Annotated in this window: 21 protein-coding genes; 17 read left to right on the top strand and 4 right to left on the bottom strand. The window is 59.7% G+C overall.

The window, feature by feature from the left end; translation table 11 throughout:
- The first annotated feature begins 22 nt into the window (after window positions 1-22).
- The 14 genes from KJA79_RS21980 to cysE all read left to right on the top strand — a co-directional run bounded on the left by KJA79_RS21980 (window position 23) and on the right by cysE (window position 15,526).
- Window positions 23-1,396: a lipopolysaccharide biosynthesis protein gene (locus KJA79_RS21980; protein WP_213044252.1), complete on the top strand. Its 1,374-nt coding sequence runs from the start codon at window positions 23-25 to the stop codon at window positions 1,394-1,396.
- Between the two features lie 31 nt (window positions 1,397-1,427).
- On the top strand, window positions 1,428-2,603 hold the full coding sequence (locus tag KJA79_RS21975; protein WP_213044251.1) for a glycosyltransferase: 1,176 nt from the start codon (window positions 1,428-1,430) through the stop codon (window positions 2,601-2,603).
- Between the two features lie 7 nt (window positions 2,604-2,610).
- A complete protein-coding gene (locus tag KJA79_RS21970) occupies window positions 2,611-4,011 on the top strand; it encodes an undecaprenyl-phosphate glucose phosphotransferase (protein ID WP_213044250.1) in 1,401 nt (466 codons plus the stop codon).
- A 179-nt stretch (window positions 4,012-4,190) separates the two neighbouring features.
- Window positions 4,191-4,682, top strand: a complete 492-nt coding sequence (locus tag KJA79_RS21965; RefSeq protein ID WP_246507867.1) for a KdsC family phosphatase — start codon at window positions 4,191-4,193, stop codon at window positions 4,680-4,682.
- 41 nt (window positions 4,683-4,723) lie between these two features.
- Window positions 4,724-6,175, top strand: coding sequence for a mannose-1-phosphate guanylyltransferase/mannose-6-phosphate isomerase (locus tag KJA79_RS21960; RefSeq protein WP_213044249.1), 1,452 nt, complete (start codon window positions 4,724-4,726; stop codon window positions 6,173-6,175).
- Window positions 6,176-6,257: 82 nt separating this feature from the next.
- Window positions 6,258-7,658, top strand: coding sequence for a phosphomannomutase/phosphoglucomutase (locus tag KJA79_RS21955; protein WP_213044248.1), 1,401 nt, complete (start codon window positions 6,258-6,260; stop codon window positions 7,656-7,658).
- Window positions 7,659-7,788: 130 nt separating this feature from the next.
- Window positions 7,789-8,472, top strand: a complete 684-nt coding sequence (locus KJA79_RS21950; protein ID WP_246507865.1) for a DUF3108 domain-containing protein — start codon at window positions 7,789-7,791, stop codon at window positions 8,470-8,472.
- Between the two features lie 405 nt (window positions 8,473-8,877).
- The gene (fbp, locus tag KJA79_RS21945; protein WP_213044246.1) at window positions 8,878-9,882 is read left to right on the top strand and encodes a class 1 fructose-bisphosphatase; all 1,005 of its coding nucleotides are present in this window, start codon (window positions 8,878-8,880) and stop codon (window positions 9,880-9,882) included.
- 36 nt (window positions 9,883-9,918) lie between these two features.
- Window positions 9,919-10,842, top strand: coding sequence for a class I fructose-bisphosphate aldolase (locus KJA79_RS21940; protein ID WP_213044245.1), 924 nt, complete (start codon window positions 9,919-9,921; stop codon window positions 10,840-10,842).
- Between the two features lie 27 nt (window positions 10,843-10,869).
- Window positions 10,870-12,426, top strand: a complete 1,557-nt coding sequence (locus KJA79_RS21935; RefSeq protein ID WP_213044244.1) for a DegQ family serine endoprotease — start codon at window positions 10,870-10,872, stop codon at window positions 12,424-12,426.
- Window positions 12,427-12,476: 50 nt separating this feature from the next.
- Window positions 12,477-13,502, top strand: a complete 1,026-nt coding sequence (locus KJA79_RS21930; RefSeq protein WP_213044243.1) for a PIN/TRAM domain-containing protein — start codon at window positions 12,477-12,479, stop codon at window positions 13,500-13,502.
- Window positions 13,503-13,660: 158 nt separating this feature from the next.
- Window positions 13,661-14,359 carry a 2-C-methyl-D-erythritol 4-phosphate cytidylyltransferase gene (gene ispD / locus KJA79_RS21925; protein ID WP_213044242.1) on the top strand — a complete coding sequence of 233 codons (699 nt, stop codon included), beginning with the start codon at window positions 13,661-13,663 and terminating at the stop codon, window positions 14,357-14,359.
- Window positions 14,356-14,838 (top strand): 2-C-methyl-D-erythritol 2,4-cyclodiphosphate synthase, encoded by a 483-nt coding sequence (gene ispF / locus KJA79_RS21920; protein ID WP_213044241.1) that lies wholly within the window; start codon window positions 14,356-14,358, stop codon window positions 14,836-14,838. The genes ispD and ispF overlap by 4 nt, the downstream gene beginning before the upstream one ends.
- Window positions 14,839-14,875: 37 nt before the next feature.
- A complete protein-coding gene (cysE, locus tag KJA79_RS21915; RefSeq protein ID WP_213044240.1) occupies window positions 14,876-15,526 on the top strand; it encodes a serine O-acetyltransferase in 651 nt (216 codons plus the stop codon).
- 139 nt (window positions 15,527-15,665) lie between these two features.
- On the opposite strand, the gene KJA79_RS21910 is transcribed toward cysE, so the two are convergent.
- From KJA79_RS21910 to KJA79_RS21900, 3 genes are all read right to left on the bottom strand, one after another.
- A complete protein-coding gene (locus tag KJA79_RS21910; RefSeq protein WP_213044239.1) occupies window positions 15,666-15,983 on the bottom strand; it encodes a PsiF family protein in 318 nt (105 codons plus the stop codon).
- An 83-nt stretch (window positions 15,984-16,066) separates the two neighbouring features.
- Window positions 16,067-16,828 carry a tRNA pseudouridine(38-40) synthase TruA gene (gene truA, locus KJA79_RS21905; protein ID WP_213044238.1) on the bottom strand — a complete coding sequence of 254 codons (762 nt, stop codon included), beginning with the start codon at window positions 16,826-16,828 and terminating at the stop codon, window positions 16,067-16,069.
- 47 nt (window positions 16,829-16,875) lie between these two features.
- Complete coding sequence (locus KJA79_RS21900) at window positions 16,876-18,135, bottom strand: N-acetylmuramoyl-L-alanine amidase (RefSeq protein ID WP_213044237.1); 1,260 nt, start codon at window positions 18,133-18,135, stop codon at window positions 16,876-16,878.
- Window positions 18,136-18,297: 162 nt separating this feature from the next.
- Between KJA79_RS21900 and KJA79_RS21895 the strand changes: the two genes are divergently transcribed.
- On the top strand, window positions 18,298-18,831 hold the full coding sequence (locus KJA79_RS21895) for an NYN domain-containing protein (RefSeq protein WP_213044236.1): 534 nt from the start codon (window positions 18,298-18,300) through the stop codon (window positions 18,829-18,831).
- Here KJA79_RS21895 and KJA79_RS21890 read toward each other — a convergent pair.
- On the bottom strand, window positions 18,818-19,597 hold the full coding sequence (locus KJA79_RS21890; protein ID WP_213044235.1) for a TatD family hydrolase: 780 nt from the start codon (window positions 19,595-19,597) through the stop codon (window positions 18,818-18,820). The genes KJA79_RS21895 and KJA79_RS21890 overlap by 14 nt on opposite strands.
- A gap of 114 nt (window positions 19,598-19,711) precedes the next feature.
- Here KJA79_RS21890 and KJA79_RS21885 point away from each other — a divergent pair, with 114 nt between their 5' ends.
- Entirely contained in the window at window positions 19,712-20,128 is a 417-nt protein-coding gene (locus KJA79_RS21885; protein WP_213044234.1) for a Fur family transcriptional regulator, read from the top strand.
- The gene (locus KJA79_RS21880) at window positions 20,125-20,424 is read left to right on the top strand and encodes a hypothetical protein (RefSeq protein WP_213044233.1); all 300 of its coding nucleotides are present in this window, start codon (window positions 20,125-20,127) and stop codon (window positions 20,422-20,424) included. The genes KJA79_RS21885 and KJA79_RS21880 overlap by 4 nt, the downstream gene beginning before the upstream one ends.
- The last annotated feature ends 147 nt before the right edge of the window (window positions 20,425-20,571 follow it).

Genomic DNA, 20,571 nt, shown 5'->3' with positions numbered 1-20,571 from the left:
GTGAATGGGTGAGGTGTCACGTATGGGTGAGAGGGGCGCGGAGCGTCACGGATCGTCCGAATCGGCCCAAGCCCAAGCGCCGATATCCATTGCGGGGAGAGTAACCGGGAATTCAGGCCGATTGGGACGCGCCGCACTGCCATTAATTGTCTCCGATGCGGTCCTGCAAGGGGCGCGGTATCTCCTGATCCTGTACCTCGGGTATCAATCCTTGTCGTTGTTGGGATCGTTTCTGATGGGAGCTGCGGCGGGATCGCTGATCGGTGTGGCCGCGGATTTCGGGGTCAGTCAACACTGGCTGCGGCTGGGAGGCGCAGTTCCGTCCCTGTCCAGAGAAACGTTTCTCCGGGCGATGCGAGGGAAGGTCCTGCTCTCGCTGTTCGGCATGCTCCTGGTTGCCGCTCCTGTTGGGTTGGGCTGGTGGACTCTCGCGACGCCCGCTGCCATGGTGCTTGGGATGGCGTTGATGGTGAGTCAGTCCTGGGGAGAGACCTGTGATGCGGTCGGGCTCTCGGCTCACCGTTATGGCACGGTCTCGCGGTTCCGGTGGTTCCTGGCGATGGGTGGCTATCTCGTGCCGGTGGCGTGGGTCTACTTCCTTGGCGAAGCACCGGCATTGGGCGGCGTGGTCGCTGTACTGGTGATGGCCGCCCTCGGGGGCCTCGGCATGTCCTGCGTCTACCTCGTGGCGATCGCCTCTACGCTGGCCGTGAGCGACGAACCTGGTGTCGGGTTTCGCCAGGTCTTGTGGCAATCTCGCTGGCTCGGCCTCAATCAATTGGCAATGGTGGTCGACGTGCGAGCACCCTTGATCATTCTGGGACTCATTCTGGGTGAGACGGCTGTCGGCCTCTACGGGTTGGTGCAACGTACCACTGCGGTGGTGGAATTGGCCTGGGCCTCGATCTCCCGGTTGCTGATCACGTCTTATTCGGAACTCGGCGCGGGCAATCAGGTTGGGGAAGTGGACGTGCGGGTGTGGCGTGCGGCGCGGCTGACTGGTCTGATTACGGCCACGCTGGCGGCAGGGGTGTGGTTCGGGATCGTGATGATTGTCGACAACATGGCCCTATCGAACGACGCAACCCTGGCCTTGTCGTTGCTGAAGGTGGGGAGTCTGGCCATCGTCCTGAGTTCGTTGAAACGGCCGTTCGTGTCCGGCCTGATCGCGATCTACCAGGAGCGGGCGGTGTGTCGTGTGAACCTGCTGTCTGCTCTGGCCGGTCTTTTTCTGGTGCCTGTGAGTATCGTGTATTTTAACCTGTGGGGACCGGTCGTCGCATGGCTGACGTTGGAGGCGGCGGCCTGCGCATTACTCGTGTCCCTGTTTGTGTCTGTCACTCGAGCGGCTCAGGCGAATCAGGAGTCGCCGCTGACCCGTCGCGCGGCGCTTTGAGCAAGCCGGCGTGAAATGATGAACGGAATTCATGCGTGTTGCCATTGTCCATGACTGGTTGACCGGGATGCGGGGCGGCGAGCGATGCCTGGAAGTTTTTTGCGAGTTATTTCCTGATGCGGATCTCTACACCCTGCTGCACATCAAAGGGACGGTGTCACCCACGATCGAACGGCATCGAATCCGGACCAGTTTCATTCAATCCCTTCCGCTGGCGCAACGGTTCTATCGCTACTACTTACCGCTGTTTCCCGCGGCCATCGAGCGGTTCCGGCTCGGATCGTACGACCTCATCCTGAGTTCCAGCCACTGCGTGGCGAAGGGAATTCGTTCGCCTCTGGGAGCGAAGCACCTCTGCTACATTCATGCGCCCATGCGATATGTGTGGGATCAATTCGAGAACTATTCCGGCGGGGGACGGTCCGGCTTGGTGGCGCGGGTGGGCATGGAACTGTTTCGTGCCCGTTTGCAGCGATGGGATGTGGCGTCCGCCGCCCAGGTCGATCAGTTTGTCGCGAATTCGCACAATATCGCCGGAAAGGTGCAACGGTATTATGGAAGGCCTGCGGCTGTCGTACACCCGCCCGTGGACTGGCATTCCTTTCCACTCGCGGAGCGGTCCGAGGAGTTTTATCTCATGGTGACGGCCTTCGCGCCATACAAACGGGTTGATCTCGCTATTCAGGCGTGCAATGTTATGAAACGACGACTAAAGATCATCGGCAAGGGACAGGAGGAGGTTCGATTGCGAAAGCTGGCCGGTCCCACCATCGAGTTCCTCGGGTGGCAGCCGGACGAGGTGGTGCGGGATCACTATGCGCGGTGCCGGGCGTTGCTCTTTCCAGGGGAGGAGGATTTTGGTATCGTCCCGCTGGAGGCCATGGCCTGCGGTAAGCCGGTGATTGCCTTCGGGCGGGGTGGTGCGTTGGAAACCGTGTGTCCGCTGGCCGGTCAGTTGGTCCCGGGTGGTGAGGTCTCGCAAGGAGACCAGCCAGGTCGCGATCCCCGCAGCGGCGCGCCTACCGGGGTGTTCTTCTTCGAGCCTTCGACGGAATCGCTGGTTCAGGCGATGGAGTCGTTTGAACGTCGACAGGCCGAGTTTGATCCGCGTTCAATCCGCGACCACGTCGCGCCATTCGATCGGCGGTTATTCAGGGAGCGCATCAACGCCTTCGCCATGGCGGCTCTACACGGGCCTGCATTGTAGAGGGAGCATGCTGAAGCGCCACTCGCAGTTTCTCAAGAGTTTGTTGTTCTGCATCGATCTGGGGCTGATCTGCGCCTGTTGGATCGGAGCCTACTACCTTCGTTTCTCCGAAATCATGGAGCCTGCGCCCAAGGGGATTCCCCCCTTGCGGACTTATTTATTGTTGTTGGTCCCGATCATCGCGGTCTGGGGCATGTCGTTTCAGGCCTTCGACTTATACCGTCCCCGACGCATGGGGACGCGCCTGTCGGAGTTTCTGGATGTGGCCAAGGCCAATACCCTGTCGGTCCTCATCCTGGTGGCGCTGACTTTTTTCTTGCGGCAGTATGAGTACTCCCGACTGGTCCTGCTCTACTTCTGGCTGTTGAACCTCATCACCTTGGGATTTTCCCGCGTCTTGTTCAGAGAAGCGCTGCGGTTCCTTCGCCGTCAGGGCTATAACCAGCGTCATGCCCTCATTATCGGTACCAGTCGATTGGGGCGGCGGGTGGTGGCCGCGCTCGCCGAGCATCCGGAGCTGGGCGTGAAGGTCCAGGGATTCTTGAGTGCCGACCGTCGCAAGGTGGGTGAACGTATCCATGACGTGCCGGTGATCGGCCAATACGATGATCTCCAGGCGCGGGTGCAGTCGGGCGTCGACATCGTGTTTGTCTGTCTCCCTCCCGAAGATGAACAGTGGGCGGAGAAAATGTTTGCGTTCCTGGCCACCACCATGGTGGAGGTCAAAGCGCTGCCGGCCATGTGCGAGTTCGTCAGCCTACGGGCGGAGGCCGAGATGTTCGAGGGGCTTCCGCTGATCACCTTGCAGGGATCGCCGTTGCACGGGTGGAATCTCGTGATCAAACGGATGCTGGATGTGGTGGGGGCTTCGGCGGCCCTCGTGCTGTTTGCTCCGGTCTTATGCCTGGTGGCGGCACTGGTGAAGGTCACGTCGCCCGGTCCGGTTTTTTACCGACAGCTCCGCATGGGACTCGACGGGCAGGCGTTTGAGATGCTGAAGTTTCGTTCCATGAAGGTCGATGCGGAGTCGGAGACTGGGCCGGTCTGGACCCAGCCGAACGACGACCGGCGGACGCCGATCGGAGCCTTTTTGCGACGGACCAGCTTGGATGAGCTGCCGCAATTCTGGAATGTCTTGCGTGGAGAGATGAGTATCGTTGGCCCGCGCCCGGAACGGCCGGAGTTCATTGCCCGGTTTCGAGAAACGCTGCCGCAGTACATGCTGCGACACAAGATGAAGGCCGGCATCACCGGATGGGCGCAAATCAACGGATGGCGCGGCAACACCTCGCTCGAAAAGCGTATCGAGCATGATCTGTATTACATCGAGCATTGGTCGATCTGGTTCGATATCAAGATCATGGTGCTGACATTCTGGCGCGGCTTCATCCATCGACATGCCTACTGACGACTCCTTCTGTCTCATGCGTTCGGCCCACCCTGATTCGTGTGAGGAACCGGGTTCGTGCCGCTGCTGATCGTTGAGTTTTCTTGAGTTTCCTATGATGGCTTGTTAACATCCCTCCAGTCGAAAGCCCAGGTATGCCCAGCATCAAACGCCGAATCACAGCTCCAACGAAACGCCGTGTGTCTCTTCAACGGATCCTCCGCGGGGTCCGCCTGTTTGCGACGGATGTCGATGGAGTGCTGACTGATGCCGGGATGTATTATTCCGAGTCCGGCGATGAATGGAAAAAGTTCCATACCCGCGACGGGATGGGAATTAAATTGCTGCAGAAGGCAGGCCTGATTACGGCGATCATCACGCAAGAGTCGACGAAAATCGTCATGCGCCGCGCCCAGAAATTGACGATCCCCGAAGTGCATCAAGGTGCATACGATAAGCTGGGCGTGCTGAAAGATCTTATTGCCCGGCACGGCCTCACGATGGAGCAGGTGGCCTACATCGGCGACGATGTGAACGACCTGCAGGCATTAGGGGCGGTTGGGTTCTCCGCCTGCCCCGCCGACGGAATCCCTCAGGTCCAAAAGACGGTACGGTACGTCTGCAAGAAAAAGGGTGGTGAAGGGGCGGTGCGTGAAATCGCCGATCTCATCCTGGCGGCGCAGGAGCAGTGAGTCGATGGCCGGCAGGTGCTGTTTACAGTGAGAACAATTCCATGGATCTGACCACGCATCTCTATCCTGTGATTTTGGCCGGGGGCAGCGGAACCCGCTTCTGGCCGCTGAGCCGCCATCTCTATCCCAAGCAATTGCTGCGTATCATCGGCGATGAAACGCTGATTCAACAGACGATGCGGCGTGTGCTCTCCTGCGCCAAACCAGATCATGTCATCATCTCCACCAATCCCGGTCAGGCCGATTCCATTCGTGTGCAGTTAAGTGAGTGGAAATCCGACTTGCAGCAGAATTATGTCGTGGAACCGGTCGGGCGAAACACGGCCCCGGCCATTGCCTTGGTCGCGGCGGAACTGGTCCGGCGCGATCCCGAGGCCATGATGTTGGTCTTGCCGGCGGACCACGTCGTGACGGGGGAGAAAGCCTTTCGGGCGGCTGTGGCGTTGGGGTCCCACCTCGCGGAGCAGGGGCGGTTGGTCACATTCGGGATCAAGCCGACCAGACCGGAAACCGGGTATGGGTACATTCAACCGAATCGGCGAACCGCGTTGGCCAAGAAGGGACGTCTGACCGGTCATCCGGTGGCACGGTTTGTCGAAAAGCCGAATCGCGCCAAAGCAACCCAATATCTGAAGAACGGCAACTATTACTGGAACAGCGGGATGTTTCTCTGGAAGGCGGCCACCATTCTGGAGGAAATTCGCCGGCATCAGCCGCAGCTCGCCAAGGCGATTGCCCGCGTTCACGCCTTGATGGCTTCCGGTGCCGATCCAAAGGACATTGAAGCGGCGTATAAGAAAGTGCCGTCGGTGTCGATCGACAACGGCGTGATGGAACTATCCGCCAATGCGGCGATGATTCCGGTCGGCTTCGGTTGGTCGGACGTGGGGAATTGGAGCAGTTTGGAAGAAGTGGCTCCACGCGATAAGGCCGGCAACGTGGTGAGCGGGCGTGTGATCGACATGGACAGCAGCAACTCGGTGCTGTATGCCGATCGACGGGTCGTGGCGACGATCGGCCTGTCTGATATGGTCGTGGTCGATACCCCCGACGCGACGTTGATCTGCCCGAAGTCCCGCTCGCAAGACGTGAAGCAGATGGTCGAGATCCTGAAGCAGCAGGGTGCGCCTGAGCATCTGGAGCATCTGACGGTGTTTCGCCCCTGGGGATCGTATACGGTGTTGGAAGAGGGGCCCGGATATAAGGTCAAGCGTGTGACGGTCAATCCCGGCGGGCGGTTGTCGTTGCAACTGCATCACAAGCGCAGCGAACATTGGGTGGTGATCGCAGGGACCGCCCGTGTCACCAGAGGGGATGAGTTGTTGGATCTGCGGGTGGGGCAGAGTACGGCCATTCCGGTGGAGACGCCGCACCGCCTCGAAAACCTCGGCAGCGACACCTTGCACATCATTGAGGTGCAAAACGGCCCCTACCTTGGAGAGGATGACATCGTTCGGTTCAAAGACGACTACGGTCGAACGGCCGGCACGTAACCGCTGTCGTGATGATTCGGCGCACCGGCGGGGGATTTCCTTCCCTCGATGTTCTGATCCAACTTCATACCTGGAGTGACTGATGGCGCTCTTCCGTGAATATGATCTCAGAGGCATTGTCGGTGAGGAACTGACGGAGGCGATTGCGGAGCAAGTGGGGCGTGCCTACGCCACGATGGCCCGCGAGCAGGGCACGTCACGGATCAGCCTTGGAAGAGACGGCCGGTTGAGTTCGCCCGCGTTGCAGCAGGCGTTGATCAAGGGCCTCCTCGCCGGCGGATTGGATGTCGTCGATCTGGGGCTCTGCGCGTCGCCGCTGCTGTATTTCTCCCTGTTCACCTTGCCCGTGCAGGGCGGAATCATGATCACGGGAAGCCACAATGCCGCCGAATACAACGGGTTTAAGATCTGCATCGGCAAAGAAGCCATTCACGGCGAAGAGATTCAGCACTTACGCCGGGTCATGGAAGCAGGGCGATTTGCAACCGGCTCGGGCCGGCTCTCATCCCATCCCATCATTCCGGACTATCTCGAGCATCTGAAGCGCAGTTTTGCCGACGTACGGGCGGATCACCTGCATGTCGTCATCGATTGCGGCAATGGTGCCGCGTCCTTAGTCGCCAAGCAGGCACTGGAGCAAATGGGCTGTCGTGTCACCGGCCTCTACGATGAATTGGACGGGCGTTTCCCCAACCATCATCCCGACCCCACCGTGGTGGACAATCTCCAAGACCTGATAGCGACCGTTCAACAACAGAAGGCCGACGTCGGTATCGGCTATGACGGGGATGCGGACCGGATCGGCGCGATCGACGAGCGGGGCCACATTCTGTGGGGTGATCGCTTGATGGTGGTCTATGCGCGCGAGATTTTGAGCCGTCGACCAGGCACGACCTTCATTTCCGAGGTCAAAGCCTCGCAATGTTTGTACGACGACATCGCCGCCAAAGGCGGACGTCCGATCATGTGGAAGACCGGCCACTCGCTGATGAAGGCCAAACTCAAGGCGGAATCGGCCGTGTTGGCCGGCGAAATGTCCGGCCACATGTTTTTTGCCGACCGCTACTTCGGGTTCGACGACGCGATTTATGCGTCCTGCCGGTTGGTGGAGATTTTGGCTAAGACCAAACAATCGTTGTCGAGTTTAGTCGCGGATCTGCCACAGACCACCGTGACACCGGAAATTCGCGTGGACTGTCCCGACAACGTCAAGTTTCAACTGGTCGATCAAGTGCGTGCCCAGTTGAGCGCCTATCTTGAGGCCGACAAGCCTGTGGGGGCCTCGACTCTCAAGATGCGTGAATTGGTGACGATCGACGGGGTGCGTGCGATTTTCGACGATGGCTGGGGATTGATCCGGGCATCAAATACTCAACCGGCATTGGTGCTTCGGTTTGAGGCGCCGTCGCAAGCCCGGCTGGATGTGATCCGCGCGACCATCGAAACCGAACTGGCGCAGGCCCGGCGTGTCCTGGCTATATAGGCTGATCTCCCTTCCTGCTCGAATCAGTCCAATTCTGTGTCTGCTGGCGGCCCTGCTCGCCGTCTCCATGTTTCCGACAAGGGGCGCGGCAGAGACCAGCCCTGGGCGAACATCTTCCGACTCCGTTTCCTTGCCCTTCTCAAACGGTGAACGCCTGGCCTACGACGTGACCTGGTTGGGCATGCGCGCGGGCATTGCCACCATGGTCGTGCAGGAAGGTGCCGACGACCGGGGCAAGCCGCAGCTCACGCTGCGCATGACGGCTAGGTCGAGCCCCACGGTGACGAAGTTTTATCCCGTCGACAATCGTGGGGTGTCCCAGGTCGATCTGGAGTCGTTTCTTCCCAGGCACATGACCTTTGCGCGACGAGAGGGCAAACGTTTCAACGACTTCGACTATACCTTTCGACACAGCGAAGGCCTGGTGACCGCGGTGAAGGACGGCAAAACCGACGAACTGGCCATCCCGCCCGACGTCCAGGATGCCATGTCCTGTTTGTATTACGTTCGCAAGGTACTGCCCTTTGTTCCGGGAGCCGCACTGGCTCTGACCGTTCACCACGACAAGAAAAACTACAAGATGGACGTGCGGGTCGAAGGCCTTGAAACAGTGGAGGGTCCCTGGGGGAAGAGAGAAACGGCCCGGGTGGTCGTGATCATGCCGTTCCAGGGCATTTTTCTCAACGAAGGCAATATCCGAGTCTGGTTCACCACCGATGAGCACCGCGTGCCGGTCCGCATGAAGGCCAAAGTCGTCATCGGGTCGATTGTGGCTGAATTGACCGAGGGGTATGGAACCGTCGCGCGGCCCTAACTGGTTGTGGAACAATGTACTTCATGTGTCATCGCTCGCACTCAGCGTCACGTGGCGTCTCGCGTCATCACGACCCGCGTGGTGCGCAAAAAGGCTGTCCAGCAATGCCGCAGCGAGGTCCGCGACGCGACGAAGAAGGAGCGTCACGTTTGCGGACGGGCGCGAGCCGGTGAGCGCCCAGTGTCCCAGAGGCGAATCGTACTCTAGCGGTAGGGTGAGTCTCGCAGTGACGCGAGAACGCCGCTGGCGGACTTTTTCCGCATCCTGCTAATCGCTCCACTGTGGTTTGCTCGCTTGGCCGGAAACCGCTATAATCACGCCACGTTCGTGGGTAGGGCTTCGGCTCTGTCCGAAGCCCTTGTCGTTTTCGACCCGTCGTTCCCAGTTTCATGAGGAATCCGAAGCATGGCGAAATTCCCAGTCACCTTAAGCCGATTTATCATCGAGCAGCAGACTGCCTACCCGGAGGCCACCGGGGAGTTTTCCGTCCTCTTGACCCAAATCGGGCTGGTCGGCAAATTGATCGCCCATGACCTTCGCCGGGCGGGATTGATCGACGTCCTTGGCACCACCGGGGAAACCAACGTGCAGGGCGAGGTTGTGAAGCGGCTGGATATGATCGCCAACGACACGTTTCTCCGGGTGTTCGAGCACAGCGGTCTCGTGTGCGTGCTGGCATCGGAAGAGATGGAAAAGCCGATTCAACTGCCGCAGCATTGGCCGAAGGGCAAGTACATGTTGCTGTTCGATCCCTTGGACGGGTCTTCGAATACCGACGTCAACATGCCCCTCGGAGCGATTTTTTCGATCTTGAAACACGATGGCCGTGGGCGGCTCCCGGCGGAAGCGGAATTATTCCGGAAGGGGACCGAGCAGGTGGCGGCCGGGTATTTGCTGTTCGGATCGAGCACGATGCTGGTGTTCAGCGTCGGTCAGCGGGTGCACGGGTTCACGCTGGACCCGTCCATCGGTGAGTATCTGCTGTCGCACGAAAATATCCGGATTCCGAAGAAAGGCAAGGTCTATGCGGCGAACGAGGGCAACTACCACCGCTGGTTGCCGGGGACCCAGAAATATGTCGATGCGTTGAAAGTGAACGACAAGGCGGCCGGGCGGCCCTACAGCGCCAGATATTCTGGTTGTTTGGTCGCGGATGTGCATCGGATTCTGCTGGGCGGCGGGATTTATCTCTACCCAGGGGAGATCGATAAGCCGGAGGGGAAGCTGCGATTGCTCTATGAGGCCAATCCGATGGCCATGGTGGTGGAGCATGCCGGCGGGAAAGCGAGCACCGGGACCGAGCGCATCCTGGACCTGGAGCCCAAGGCGCTCCATCAGCGGGTGCCGCTCATCATCGGCAGTGCCGAAGACGTGGAACAGGCGGAGGCCTCTATTCAAGGACGTGCGTAACGACTAATGTGACCGAGGTTTGTTGGGAGGTTGATTATGAGCAATCGGGTCCAGGAAATTGTGAGCTGGTACGAGAGTGACAATGCGGGCACGAAGACGAACATCGCCCGGCTGCTGAACGCAGGCAAACTGGCGGGGACGGGCAAGTTGGTCATTCTGCCGGTCGATCAGGGATTCGAGCATGGCCCGGCGAGAAGCTTTGCTCCGAATCCCGGAGGCTATCATCCGCACTATCATTTTCAATTGGCGATCGATGCCGGCTGCAACGCCTATGCGGCGCCGCTGGGATTCATCGAGGCCGGTGCCAGCCACTTTGCCGGCCGGATTCCGCTCATCCTCAAGCTGAACAACCACGATGTGTTGCACGATGAGAAGGATCCGCTCCCGTCGGTCACGGGCAGCGTGCAGGACGCGTTGCGTCTGGGCTGTTCGGCGGTGGGGTTCACGATTTATCCCGGCTCTTCTCATTGCAACCCGATGTATGAACAGTTGCGCGCGATCGCGGCGGAAGCCAAAAGTTGCGGCCTGGCCGTCGTGGTCTGGTCCTATCCGCGAGGATCGGCGTTAAGCAAAGAGGGCGAGACCGCCTTGGACGTCGTGGCCTATGCCGCCCAGATTGCCGCGCAGTTGGGCGCGCATATCATCAAGGTTAAATTACCCACGGCCCATCTGGAGCAGGCTGCGGCCAAGAAGGTGTATGAGGCGGAGAAGATTCCTGCCGCGACCTTGGCCGAACGAGTGAAGCATATCGTGCAGAGTTCGTTCGACGGGCGACGGATCGTCATTTTCTCCGGCGGGGCGAAGAGCGATGAAAAGACGGTCTTCGACGAAGTGCGCGCGATTCGTGACGGCGGGGGATTCGGTTCGATCATCGGACGCAATTCGTTCCAGCGGCCGAAAGCGGAAGCCGTGAAGTTCCTGAACACGATTATGGCGTTGTACGCCGGCGAGAAGCCCTAATCGGAGACCTATCCGACCGGATTGACCATGGATGACCTTCGTCTACCAACTGAACCGCGCCCTTCGACGCGGGCCTGGATCTTTCCCGCGATGCTGCTGGCGGCGGGGGTACTAATCGGCGTAGTTCTCACCTCCGATCTGGGGTGGTTGCCGACCGGTCATGCCGTTCCGGACTCCGTTCCTCCAACGGCTCCCGCTCCTGTTCCCCGACCGGTCTCGACCGCGGTGCAGCCCAGCCTGCCCGGTGCCGGCGGACAGAGTTTTGTCGACGTCGCCAAGGCCGTGAAGCCGGCCGTGGTGAATATTTTTGCGACGCGGAACGGATCGAGCGAGGAAGGCAAGGGCACGCCGTTCGAAGATCCGTTCTTCCGGCGATTTTTCGGCGAAGAATGGATGAAGCGCTTCGAGGCCCCGAAGGAACGGAAAGAGCGGGGACTGGGATCGGGAGTGATCGTCGATGCCAACGGGTTGATCATCACCAACAATCACGTGGTGAACAAGGCCGACGACATCAAAGTGTTCTTGTCCGACAAACGCGAGTTCAAGGCGAAACTGGTCGGAACGGATGCCAAGACCGATGTGGCGGTGCTGAAAATCGAGGCGACTGGATTGCCGACCGTGGCCTGGGCCGACTCCGACAAACTGGAAGTCGGAGAGTTTGTGTTGGCGGTCGGGAATCCGTTCGGCCTCACGCAGACCGTCACATTGGGGATCGTCAGCGCCCTCGGGCGTGCGGCCGGGATCGCCGAATACGAGGACTTCATCCAGACCGATGCGGCCATCAACCCCGGCAATTCCGGCGGCGCGTTAGTGAACGTGCGCGGCGAACTGGTCGGCATCAACACCGCCATCTATAGCCAGAGTGGTGGAAACATGGGGATCGGTTTCGCGGTGCCGAGCAACATGGCCCATTCCATCATGGACCAGTTGGTTCAACACGGCAAAGTCGTACGAGGCTGGTTGGGCGTCTCCATCCAGGAACTGACGCCCGAACTGTCTTCCCAATTCGGTGTGCCGAAAGATGTGAAGGGTGTGTTGGTCAGTGATGTCATGGATGACAGCCCGGCCAAGAAGGCAGGGTTCGAGCGCGGCGATGTCATCGTGGAGTATGACGGCAAACCCATGGATTCACCGGCGCACCTCCGCAATGCCGTCGCCCAAACGAATGTCGGGAAGAAGGTCACCGTCAAAATTATCCGCGAGAAAAAGGCGAAGTCCATCGATCTGACCATCGCCGAGCAACCCAAGAATCTGGCGCAAGCCGGTGTGGAAGAGGGCGGGGAATCGGTGGCGCCGGCGGGACTGCTCTCCGATATCGAGGTCAGGGACCTGAACACGGAACTTGCCGGCCGGTACGGATTGAAGGGGAGTGATCGCGGTGTGGTGGTGGTCCGGGTCAAACCCGGCAGCCCTGCGGAAGAGGCCGGTGTGCGTGAAGGGGATCTCGTACTGGAGGTGAATCGCAAGTCGGTGGGAACGGTCAAGTCGTACGAACAGGTTGCTGCAAATCTGCCGAAGGACCAGGCGGTGTTGCTCCTGCTGAGACGGCAGGGGCGAGCCATTTATCTGACGCTGAGGCCGTGATTGCTTCGAATCGTCCGTTTGAGGCCAATCACAGAGAGGAGGAAGACAGTATGGTAGCACGGGCCATATTTGTTCTTCTCAGCGCTCTTGCAGGAATGGCCCTGTTTTTGCGGGCCGAGGATCCTAGTCGGGGGTTTCTGCTCATGGGGTTGGGGATGGGTGCGGTGGCCGGCAGCCTCATTCTGGCCGGCGAATATGCGCTTCGCAGACTTTCATTGGGAATTATTGTCGGTGGTGCGGTCGGGCTGGCCGGTGGCTTAGTGCTCACGGGATTGGTGGAATGGGTCGGGAGCGCGGTCTTCGACGTGGAAACCTTTCTGTTCCATATCGGGGGGTTGGTGTTCCTGTTGGGGTTTCCCTACCTGGGACTCGCCATGGGGGCGCGGTTTGGAAACGAGCAGTTTCCTTCGGCACCACAAGGGGCGTCCTCGTCGAGTGCCTCGACGGCCTGCCTCAAGGTATTGGATACGAGTGTGATCATCGACGGCCGGGTTGCGGATTTGTGCGAGACAGGTTTTCTCGAAGGTCCGTTTCTGGTTCCGCATTTCATCTTGCATGAGTTGCAGCACATCGCGGATTCGTCCGATTCACTCAAGCGGGCGCGGGGTCGCCGAGGGTTGGATATTCTGAACAAGATTCAGAAAATGCCTGATGTCGACGTGCGCATCGTCGAGGAAGACTTTCCGCATGTGAAGGAAGTCGACGCCAAGCTCGTGGTGTTGGCCAAGAAGGTGGGCGGACGGATTGTCACCAATGATTTGAATTTGAACAAAGTGGCAGAACTGCAGGGTGTTCGTGTGTTGAACATCAATGAACTCTGCAATGCTCTGCGGCCGGTGGTGCTTCCCGGAGAAACGATTCGCGTCTTCGTGTTGAAGGAAGGCAAGGAAGCCGGGCAGGGCGTGGCCTATCTGGATGACGGCACGATGATCGTTGTGGACAACGCTCGCCGCTGCATCGGCCGCAATGTGGATGTGACGGTCACCAGCGTGCTTCAAACGACGGCGGGGCGCATGATTTTTACTCGTCTAAAGGAAGAGTCAGAGCGCGAAGAGTATCAGGTTGCGCGTGGGTAGCAGGGTGAGCAAGAGGGGCGACGGACGGGCTCGGCCCGATCGCCCACATCGATCGGCTGATCGGCAGAGATATCGCCGCGTCTGTTCCGTTTCCCTTGTCGATGAGTCGATCTGTGTCTGTTCGTAAATCTGATTCTGTACAAACAGGGCCGCGAACAGTGGCGCTGGTTCCCGCGGCCGGACGTGGCCTTCGGATGGGAGGCCACATCCCGAAGCAATTTCTCACCCTTGGTGGCCGCCCCATCCTGGCGCAGTCGCTCACCGTGCTCCAGGCTTCGCCGGTCATCCACGAGATCATCCTGGCCGTCCCGCAATCCGAACGTCAATATTGCCTCGATCACATCGTGGCGACGGGGGACTTTCCCAAGGTTACCAAGGTGGTGCCGGGTGGGGAGCAGCGGCAGGATTCCGTCCGCCATGCCCTGGCGGAAGTGGACCCTGAGACGGAGATTGTCCTTGTGCACGATGCGGTACGGCCATTCCTGACGGACACCATGATTCGTGAGGTGGTGGAGGCCGCCGTCAAGCATGGGGCTGCAATCATCGCCCTGCCGATGCGCGACACGGTCAAATACGTAGGCGCGGGAGGGGTGATCGAACGGACGGTGGATCGTCGGCCCCTCTGGCTTGCGCAAACCCCGCAAGCCTTCCGCCGTGAGTGGTTGGAGGAAGGCCATCGTAAGGGCCTGCTGGGCGGCGTGCAGGCCACAGATGACGCGCATCTCATAGAAATGCTCGGAAAACCGGTTGTTGTGGTTGAGGGCAGCGGAGAAAACATCAAGGTGACAAGGCCGGAAGATCTCGTGATCGGAGAGGCAATTCTCCGCTCACGTACGGCGGCGAGGAGTGCAGAATGACGTCGGTACGCGTGGGGTGCGGATGGGATATTCATCCCTTGGTTGCAGGACGAAAGCTGATTCTCGGCGGGCTCGAGATTCCGCATCATAAAGGCCTGCAAGGGCATTCCGATTCCGACGCCCTTGTGCACGCCATTTGCGATGCCCTCCTGGGCGCCATGGGAGAAGGGGATCTCGGTCGCCACTATCCGAGTTCCGATCAACGATTCAAGAATATCTCCAGCCTCAAGTTGCTGGACGACGTTGTCGGAAAGTTGCGGGCAAAGGGCTATCGACTGGCCAATGTGGACAGTACCATCATCGCCCAGGCGCCTCGGCTGAGCGCGCATCTGTCATCGATGCAAACGATCATCGCCGGAGTGTTGCGGGTCGAACCGGATCTTGTGAACGTGAAGGTCAAGAGCGGCGAGGGGTTGGATGCGGTGGGACGCGAAGAGGCGATTGCCGCTCAGGCCGTGTGTCTCATCGAACGGGCATAGGAGCCGGTCGCGACGTCGAGCCCCATTCCTTATCACAATGTTGAAAGCCATTGCTCAGGACCTCCACGCGGTGTTTGAACGCGATCCGGCCGCAACCAGCAGGCTGGAGGTCGTCCTGACCTATGCGGGATTTCACGCGCTGCTGGCCTATCGGCTGGCGCATTGGCTGAAAGAGCATCAGGTGCCGTTCCTGCCGCGAGCGATCTCCCAACTGGCCCGCTGGCTGACCGGGATTGAAATCCATCCATCCGCCAAGATCGGCTGCGGGTTTTTTATCGACCATGGCATGGGGGTGGTGATCGGAGAGACGGCGGAGGTTGGGGACCATGTCACCCTGTTCCAAGGCGTGACGCTGGGTGGAACAGGGAAGGAACGCGGGAAGCGACACCCGACGCTCGGCAATCATGTGGTGGTCGGGGCCGGTGCCAAGATTTTGGGCGGCATCACGATCGGCGACAACGTGAAAATCGGGGCCAACTCGGTGGTGCTGAAATCCGTGCCGCCCAATTCCACGGTGATCGGCGTGCCGGGCCGGATCATCAAATCACAGGGCGAGCGGCTTCCGGATGCCACGATGGATCACACCAACATGCCGGACCCCACGGCCGACCGATTCGCCGCGCTGGAGATGGAACTCATCGAGTTGCGCAAGCAACTCGAAAACCAGGATTCCAACCGGTCTCGTTAACGCAGAGGCCCCTTCCTCGAAGGCTATCCCAACAAGTGTTACCGGATCGGTCAGGGCGCGGAGCGCCACAGCCCAACCACATCAATGTCGGCATACTCCGGCTCCACCACGCGGATATCGCCGGAGTACATCTCTCCCCTTAGTTCGACAAGCAGCTCTTCATAAACTTCTTCCGTTCGTCGCCGGCAAGACTCTTGGCCTTTGCTTCCTTATTACACGTCGCCATTTTGTTCTGCTGCGAGGCGCCTGCCGCCGCCTTGGCCGGCTTCGCCGAGAGACATTCTTTCATGAAGGCCTTTCGCTCATCGCCCTTGCCTTCGCCGCTCAGTCCCTTGGCGTCCGCATCGGCATTGCAGGTCTTCATTTTGTTCTGCTGTGCCCCCGCGTAACTCAGCGACGGGGTGACCAACACAGTTGCCAACAGGATAGAGAAAATGGCGGTGCTCAGATGTTTCATCGACGACTCCTTGTGAAGGTGGAGAGGGGATTGTCGGCAAAACTATAACAAATGTCGGCACGTCTGTCTCAGGGGAAAGTTCCTTACGTGGGATTGGGGATAGGCGTGTCCTGATAGTCGACCCGTACCAGATACAAACCATGTGCGGGGGCGGTTCTGCCTGCAGCGGCGCGGGCGCGGGCCGCCAGCAGGCGCGGCATATCGGCGGCAGACCGTTTGCCCTGGCCCACCTCGACCAGCGTACCCACGATGGAGCGAACCATTTGTTTGAGAAACCGGTCGGCGTAAAACGCACAGACGATGAGATCGCCCTGTCGGCGGAGCTCGGCCTGTTGCATGTGGCACTGCGGATTGTCGTTTTCGGTCGGGGCGGTTTCGAACGATGAAAAATCCTGTCTTCCGGTCAGGCAGGCGGCGGCGTCCATCATGGCATATAGGTCGAGCGGCTTGTACAGCATCCAGGCACGTTCCCTGAGCAGCGGCGCGCGCTCCGGGCGATTCAGCAGGTGGTATTCGTACAGCTTGCCCTTAGCGGAATAGCGGGCATGAAAGTCATCGGCGACTTGCACAACCGACAGGGCGCTGATGTCAGCCGGGAGGTGGGCGTTCAAAGCGCGCAGCCACTCGCGTTCGGAGAGGCCACGGTCGGTGCGAAAGCTGGCGACCTGTCCCAATGCGTGCACGCCGGCATCGGTGCGCCCGGCCCCGACGACGGTGAGCCGCGTCTGAGCGATGGCTGCGAGTGCCGATTCCACCGTTTCCTGAATGGTCGGCACGTTCAACTGGCGCTGCCAGCCGGCATAGTGCGTCCCATCATACTCAAGGACGAGTTTGAATGTGGTCATAGTGTGCGCGGGAACGGGAGAACTCTAGCTCAACGGAGCGACACCTGTCACCTGGACGGGGTCGTGCGGAGATAGGTTTTCACCCCTTCAAAGATCGATTCGGCGATATGGGCCAGGAACGGTTGGGAGCGCATCTGCTCTTCTTCGGCGGGATTCGACATAAAGGCGATTTCCGCAAGGATGCTGGGCATGGTGGTGAATCGAAGCACATAGAACGGCGCCGTTTTGACCCCGTGGTCGATCGTGCTGTAGCGCCCGTTGAGATTCGTGACCATCGCCTGCTTGGCGGTCCAGGCAAGCTCCTGAGAGTGTTCGATTTTCTTAGAGGTCAGGAGATCGGCGACGATGTATTCCCATCCCACACCGGTGCTGTTCAGCGGCGTGCCGTTTTCCCGCGCGGCGACTTCCAGCGCCCGCTGATCCTTCGCTTCGCCGAAATGATAGATTTCCAGCCCGCGTACGCCTTTGTGCGGGTGCGAATTGACATGGATCGAAATGAACAGATCGGCGTCTTTGCCGTTCGCAAACTTCGCCCGGTCTTCCAGTTCGATGAAGGCGTCCCGGTCGCGGGTCATGAGCACGCGCGTGTTGGGCAATGTGGCGAGCAGATCCTTTAGCAAGAGACCGACTTTCAGCGTCACGTCCTTTTCGGTCGTGCCATGTTGCCCGATGGTGCCGGGATCTTTTCCGCCGTGCCCTGGATCGATGACGATCGTCTGGGTCGGGTTCGCCGGTTTGGGAGCGGTCGGCCGGACCGGCTCTGTGACCGTGGGACTCGGGATGGTTGGGGGTGTCGGCAGCGCCACGGCAGGGGCCGAGGGTGAGGTCGACGACGTCTCGCCGATCTGCCGGATCTGATCTTTCGCTTTGTGGTACAGGTCGATCACGAGGCGATCCGGGTTCGTCAGCGCAAAGGCCTTGTACTTCAATCCCTGGGTCCGCGGCAGGGTAATCGTCACGATCCGGGGACGGCTTTGGGCGATGTGAAACGACTGTGGAATAGTGCCGCCCGAGACGCGCTGACGGGATGATTTCCCGAGGATCGCATTGCTGACTTCAATCACGACGCGGTCCGGGTTGCGTAAGTAGCTCTCGGTGAAGGAGGCCTTGTGATTCAGGTCGAGGACCAGACGGGTGCCGTCGGGGGTCGACCAGGTACGAAGGTCACGGACCACGAGAGGATACCGTGTGCTGCCGGCCTTCTCCTGTTTGATCAGGAGGAAGTGCGGAGACGAGAGTTCAGCGGAGAAGTGCGGCACGTCCGGCCAGGCCGGTTCAACCGGGACTTCGGCGTTCGCTACAGACATCGTTGCTGCCAGGCACCAGGCAACCGTCAGCAGGAGACAGGTGCGGAGCAGCAGGGAGATAGAGGGCAGGAGCGGAGACTCCCATCGAGAAGGTACCATCTAGGCCTTTTCTCAGATGTTTGTGGTATTGTCAACAAAAGCTCTCAAACTTCGTAATTCTAGATGGCGACACATCTTCTTGTCGATGGCTATAACCTCGTCGGCAGCGCTGGAATGGCGGGGTCCAGCGGGTCCGGTCGTCTGGAGGCGACACGTGAGGCGTTGATCCGGGACTTGGCCGGGTACCGCCGGCGAAAGGGTCACGCCATCACCGTCGTGTTCGATGGATGGCAGGGTGGCATGGGGGCGGAGCATCGGGAGTTTCAATCGGGGATCGAGGTTGTCTATTCGAAACGCGGTGAGCGGGCCGACCAGGTGATTCAACGACTCGCGCGAGTATTCGGCAAGGATTGCGCGGTGGTGTCCTCTGATCATGAGGTGGTCAACGCGGCGAGGGGGGCTGGCGCGCTTGTGATCAGCGCGGCGGAATTTCGAGCCAAGTTGCACGAACGGCCCTCGTCGGGGCCGACGCTCGCGTTCAAGGAATTAGATCGCGGCGAGGCCGAGGTGGTGAAACGGTCGAAGGAGAAGGGCGGAAATCCTCGAAAGCTCCCCAAGTCTCAACGCAAGCGAAACCATCAACTCAGGGAATTCTGAAGAGGCGGCGGGCATTGTCGCTGGTGCGCCGGCCGATCTCATCCGCCGTGACGGGGGTTCCGTCTGATGCGATCGTAGCCAGCAGGTCCGCGACATGTTTCACATAGGCGGGCTCGTTACGCTTGCCGCGATGCGGCACCGGCGTGAGGTAGGGGCAATCCGTTTCGATCAGCAGCCGATCTGCTGGAACGGTCTTCGCAATGTCCCGCAACATCGTGGCGTTCTGGAACGTCAGAATGCCGGAGAACGATAGATAAAATCCCAACTCGATCGCATCCTTCGCCAGCCAGGCATCTCCCGAAAAACAGTGAAACACGCCGCCGATTTCTGACGCCCGTTCTTCCTTGAGGATACGAATCGTATCGTCTTGCGCCTCTCTGGTGTGAATGATGACCGGGAGCGTCAACTCACGCGCCAGCTGAATTTGCTCGCGAAACCGCTGGCGCTGCAGTTCAGGATCGGAGTGGTTGTAATGGTAATCGAGGCCGATCTCGCCGTACGCCACCACCTTGCGGTCGTGCGCCAGTTTCCGGAATTCATCATACCAATCGGCGGTGATGTGTTTGACTTCGTGGGGATGCACACCGATCGACGCATAGACGAAGGGGTACTGGTTGGCGAGAACAACGGCTGAGCGGCTGGTGACGAGGTCACAGCCGATCGTGATCATCGACTCCACGCCGGCTTGCCGCGCGCGAGAGATCATCGCCTCGCGGTCCGATTCGTAACGCGCATCGTCGAGATGGGTATGCGTGTCGATCAGCATCGGGCGCATCCTACCATGGTTGGTGAGGTCGTGACGACTGCCGCCCCTCGCCTGCTTGACAAGTTTTTGGAATGAGTGTTAAATGCAAATCACTTGCAACACCACGAGAATGAGATGGCAGATTCAATCGTTGACAGTCTGAAGGCCGGCGGGAAAAAGCTTACGAAGCCCAGGCAGGCGATTCTGGCCATCCTGGAATCGAACGCGCTACCAGTCACCGCCGCTGAGGTGCATGCCCGATTGAAGAAGGCCCACGTGCACATGGATCTTGCCACCGTCTACCGGAACCTGACCATGCTCCAGGAATTGGGCCTCGTCGATCCAGTGGGGTTGCGCGAGGGGCAGATGCGGTATGAGGTGCGGCATGGGCGGGAACACCATCATCACATTCAGTGTCGCGGGTGCGGTCGGATCGTCGATCTCATGCTGTGCCCGATCAAGAAACTCACGGAACTTGTCGAAGCCCAAACCAAGTTTGCAGTAGAAGGCCATTCCCTGGAATTTTTCGGTTGGTGTCCGCAATGTCGATGAACGCTCTTGCGACGGCCGGGAAACGGTGGGCGCTTGTCGCTCTGTATGCCCTGCTGCTGTTCTCTCTCCAGCCGCTCCTACTCGACCATACGTTTGCGACAGGCACCTCGCATGAACATTCAGACCGGGATGCTTGTGCCTGGCTGGACCATGCGGCGAGCGCCGGCCTGCATTCCAGCGCGCCTCCCCTGTCGCTGGTGCAGATCATCACGTCCGCCTCCTCCGTCTTGACGACTCCGCACCGTTCCATTGTGCGCTCTCACGTCTCCGTCCGCGGTCCTCCTATCCTTCTCTAACACTCGTCTCGTTGTGCCGATGGTCCCCCTCACGCGTCTTGTGCAGGGGAAGACCGGGCAGCTGCCTGCTCGCGCCTCCTGTGGGGCAGGAGCTCAAGGGGTTGGGTTGTTCTTCGCCCGGAAGAACAGCGCTCGGTCTTCTCCTGC

It is taken from the genome of Nitrospira defluvii (assembly GCF_905220995.1).
Classification (GTDB): Bacteria; Nitrospirota; Nitrospiria; order Nitrospirales; family Nitrospiraceae; genus Nitrospira_A; species Nitrospira_A defluvii_C.
This window is presented reverse-complemented; position numbering and strand designations above follow the sequence as displayed.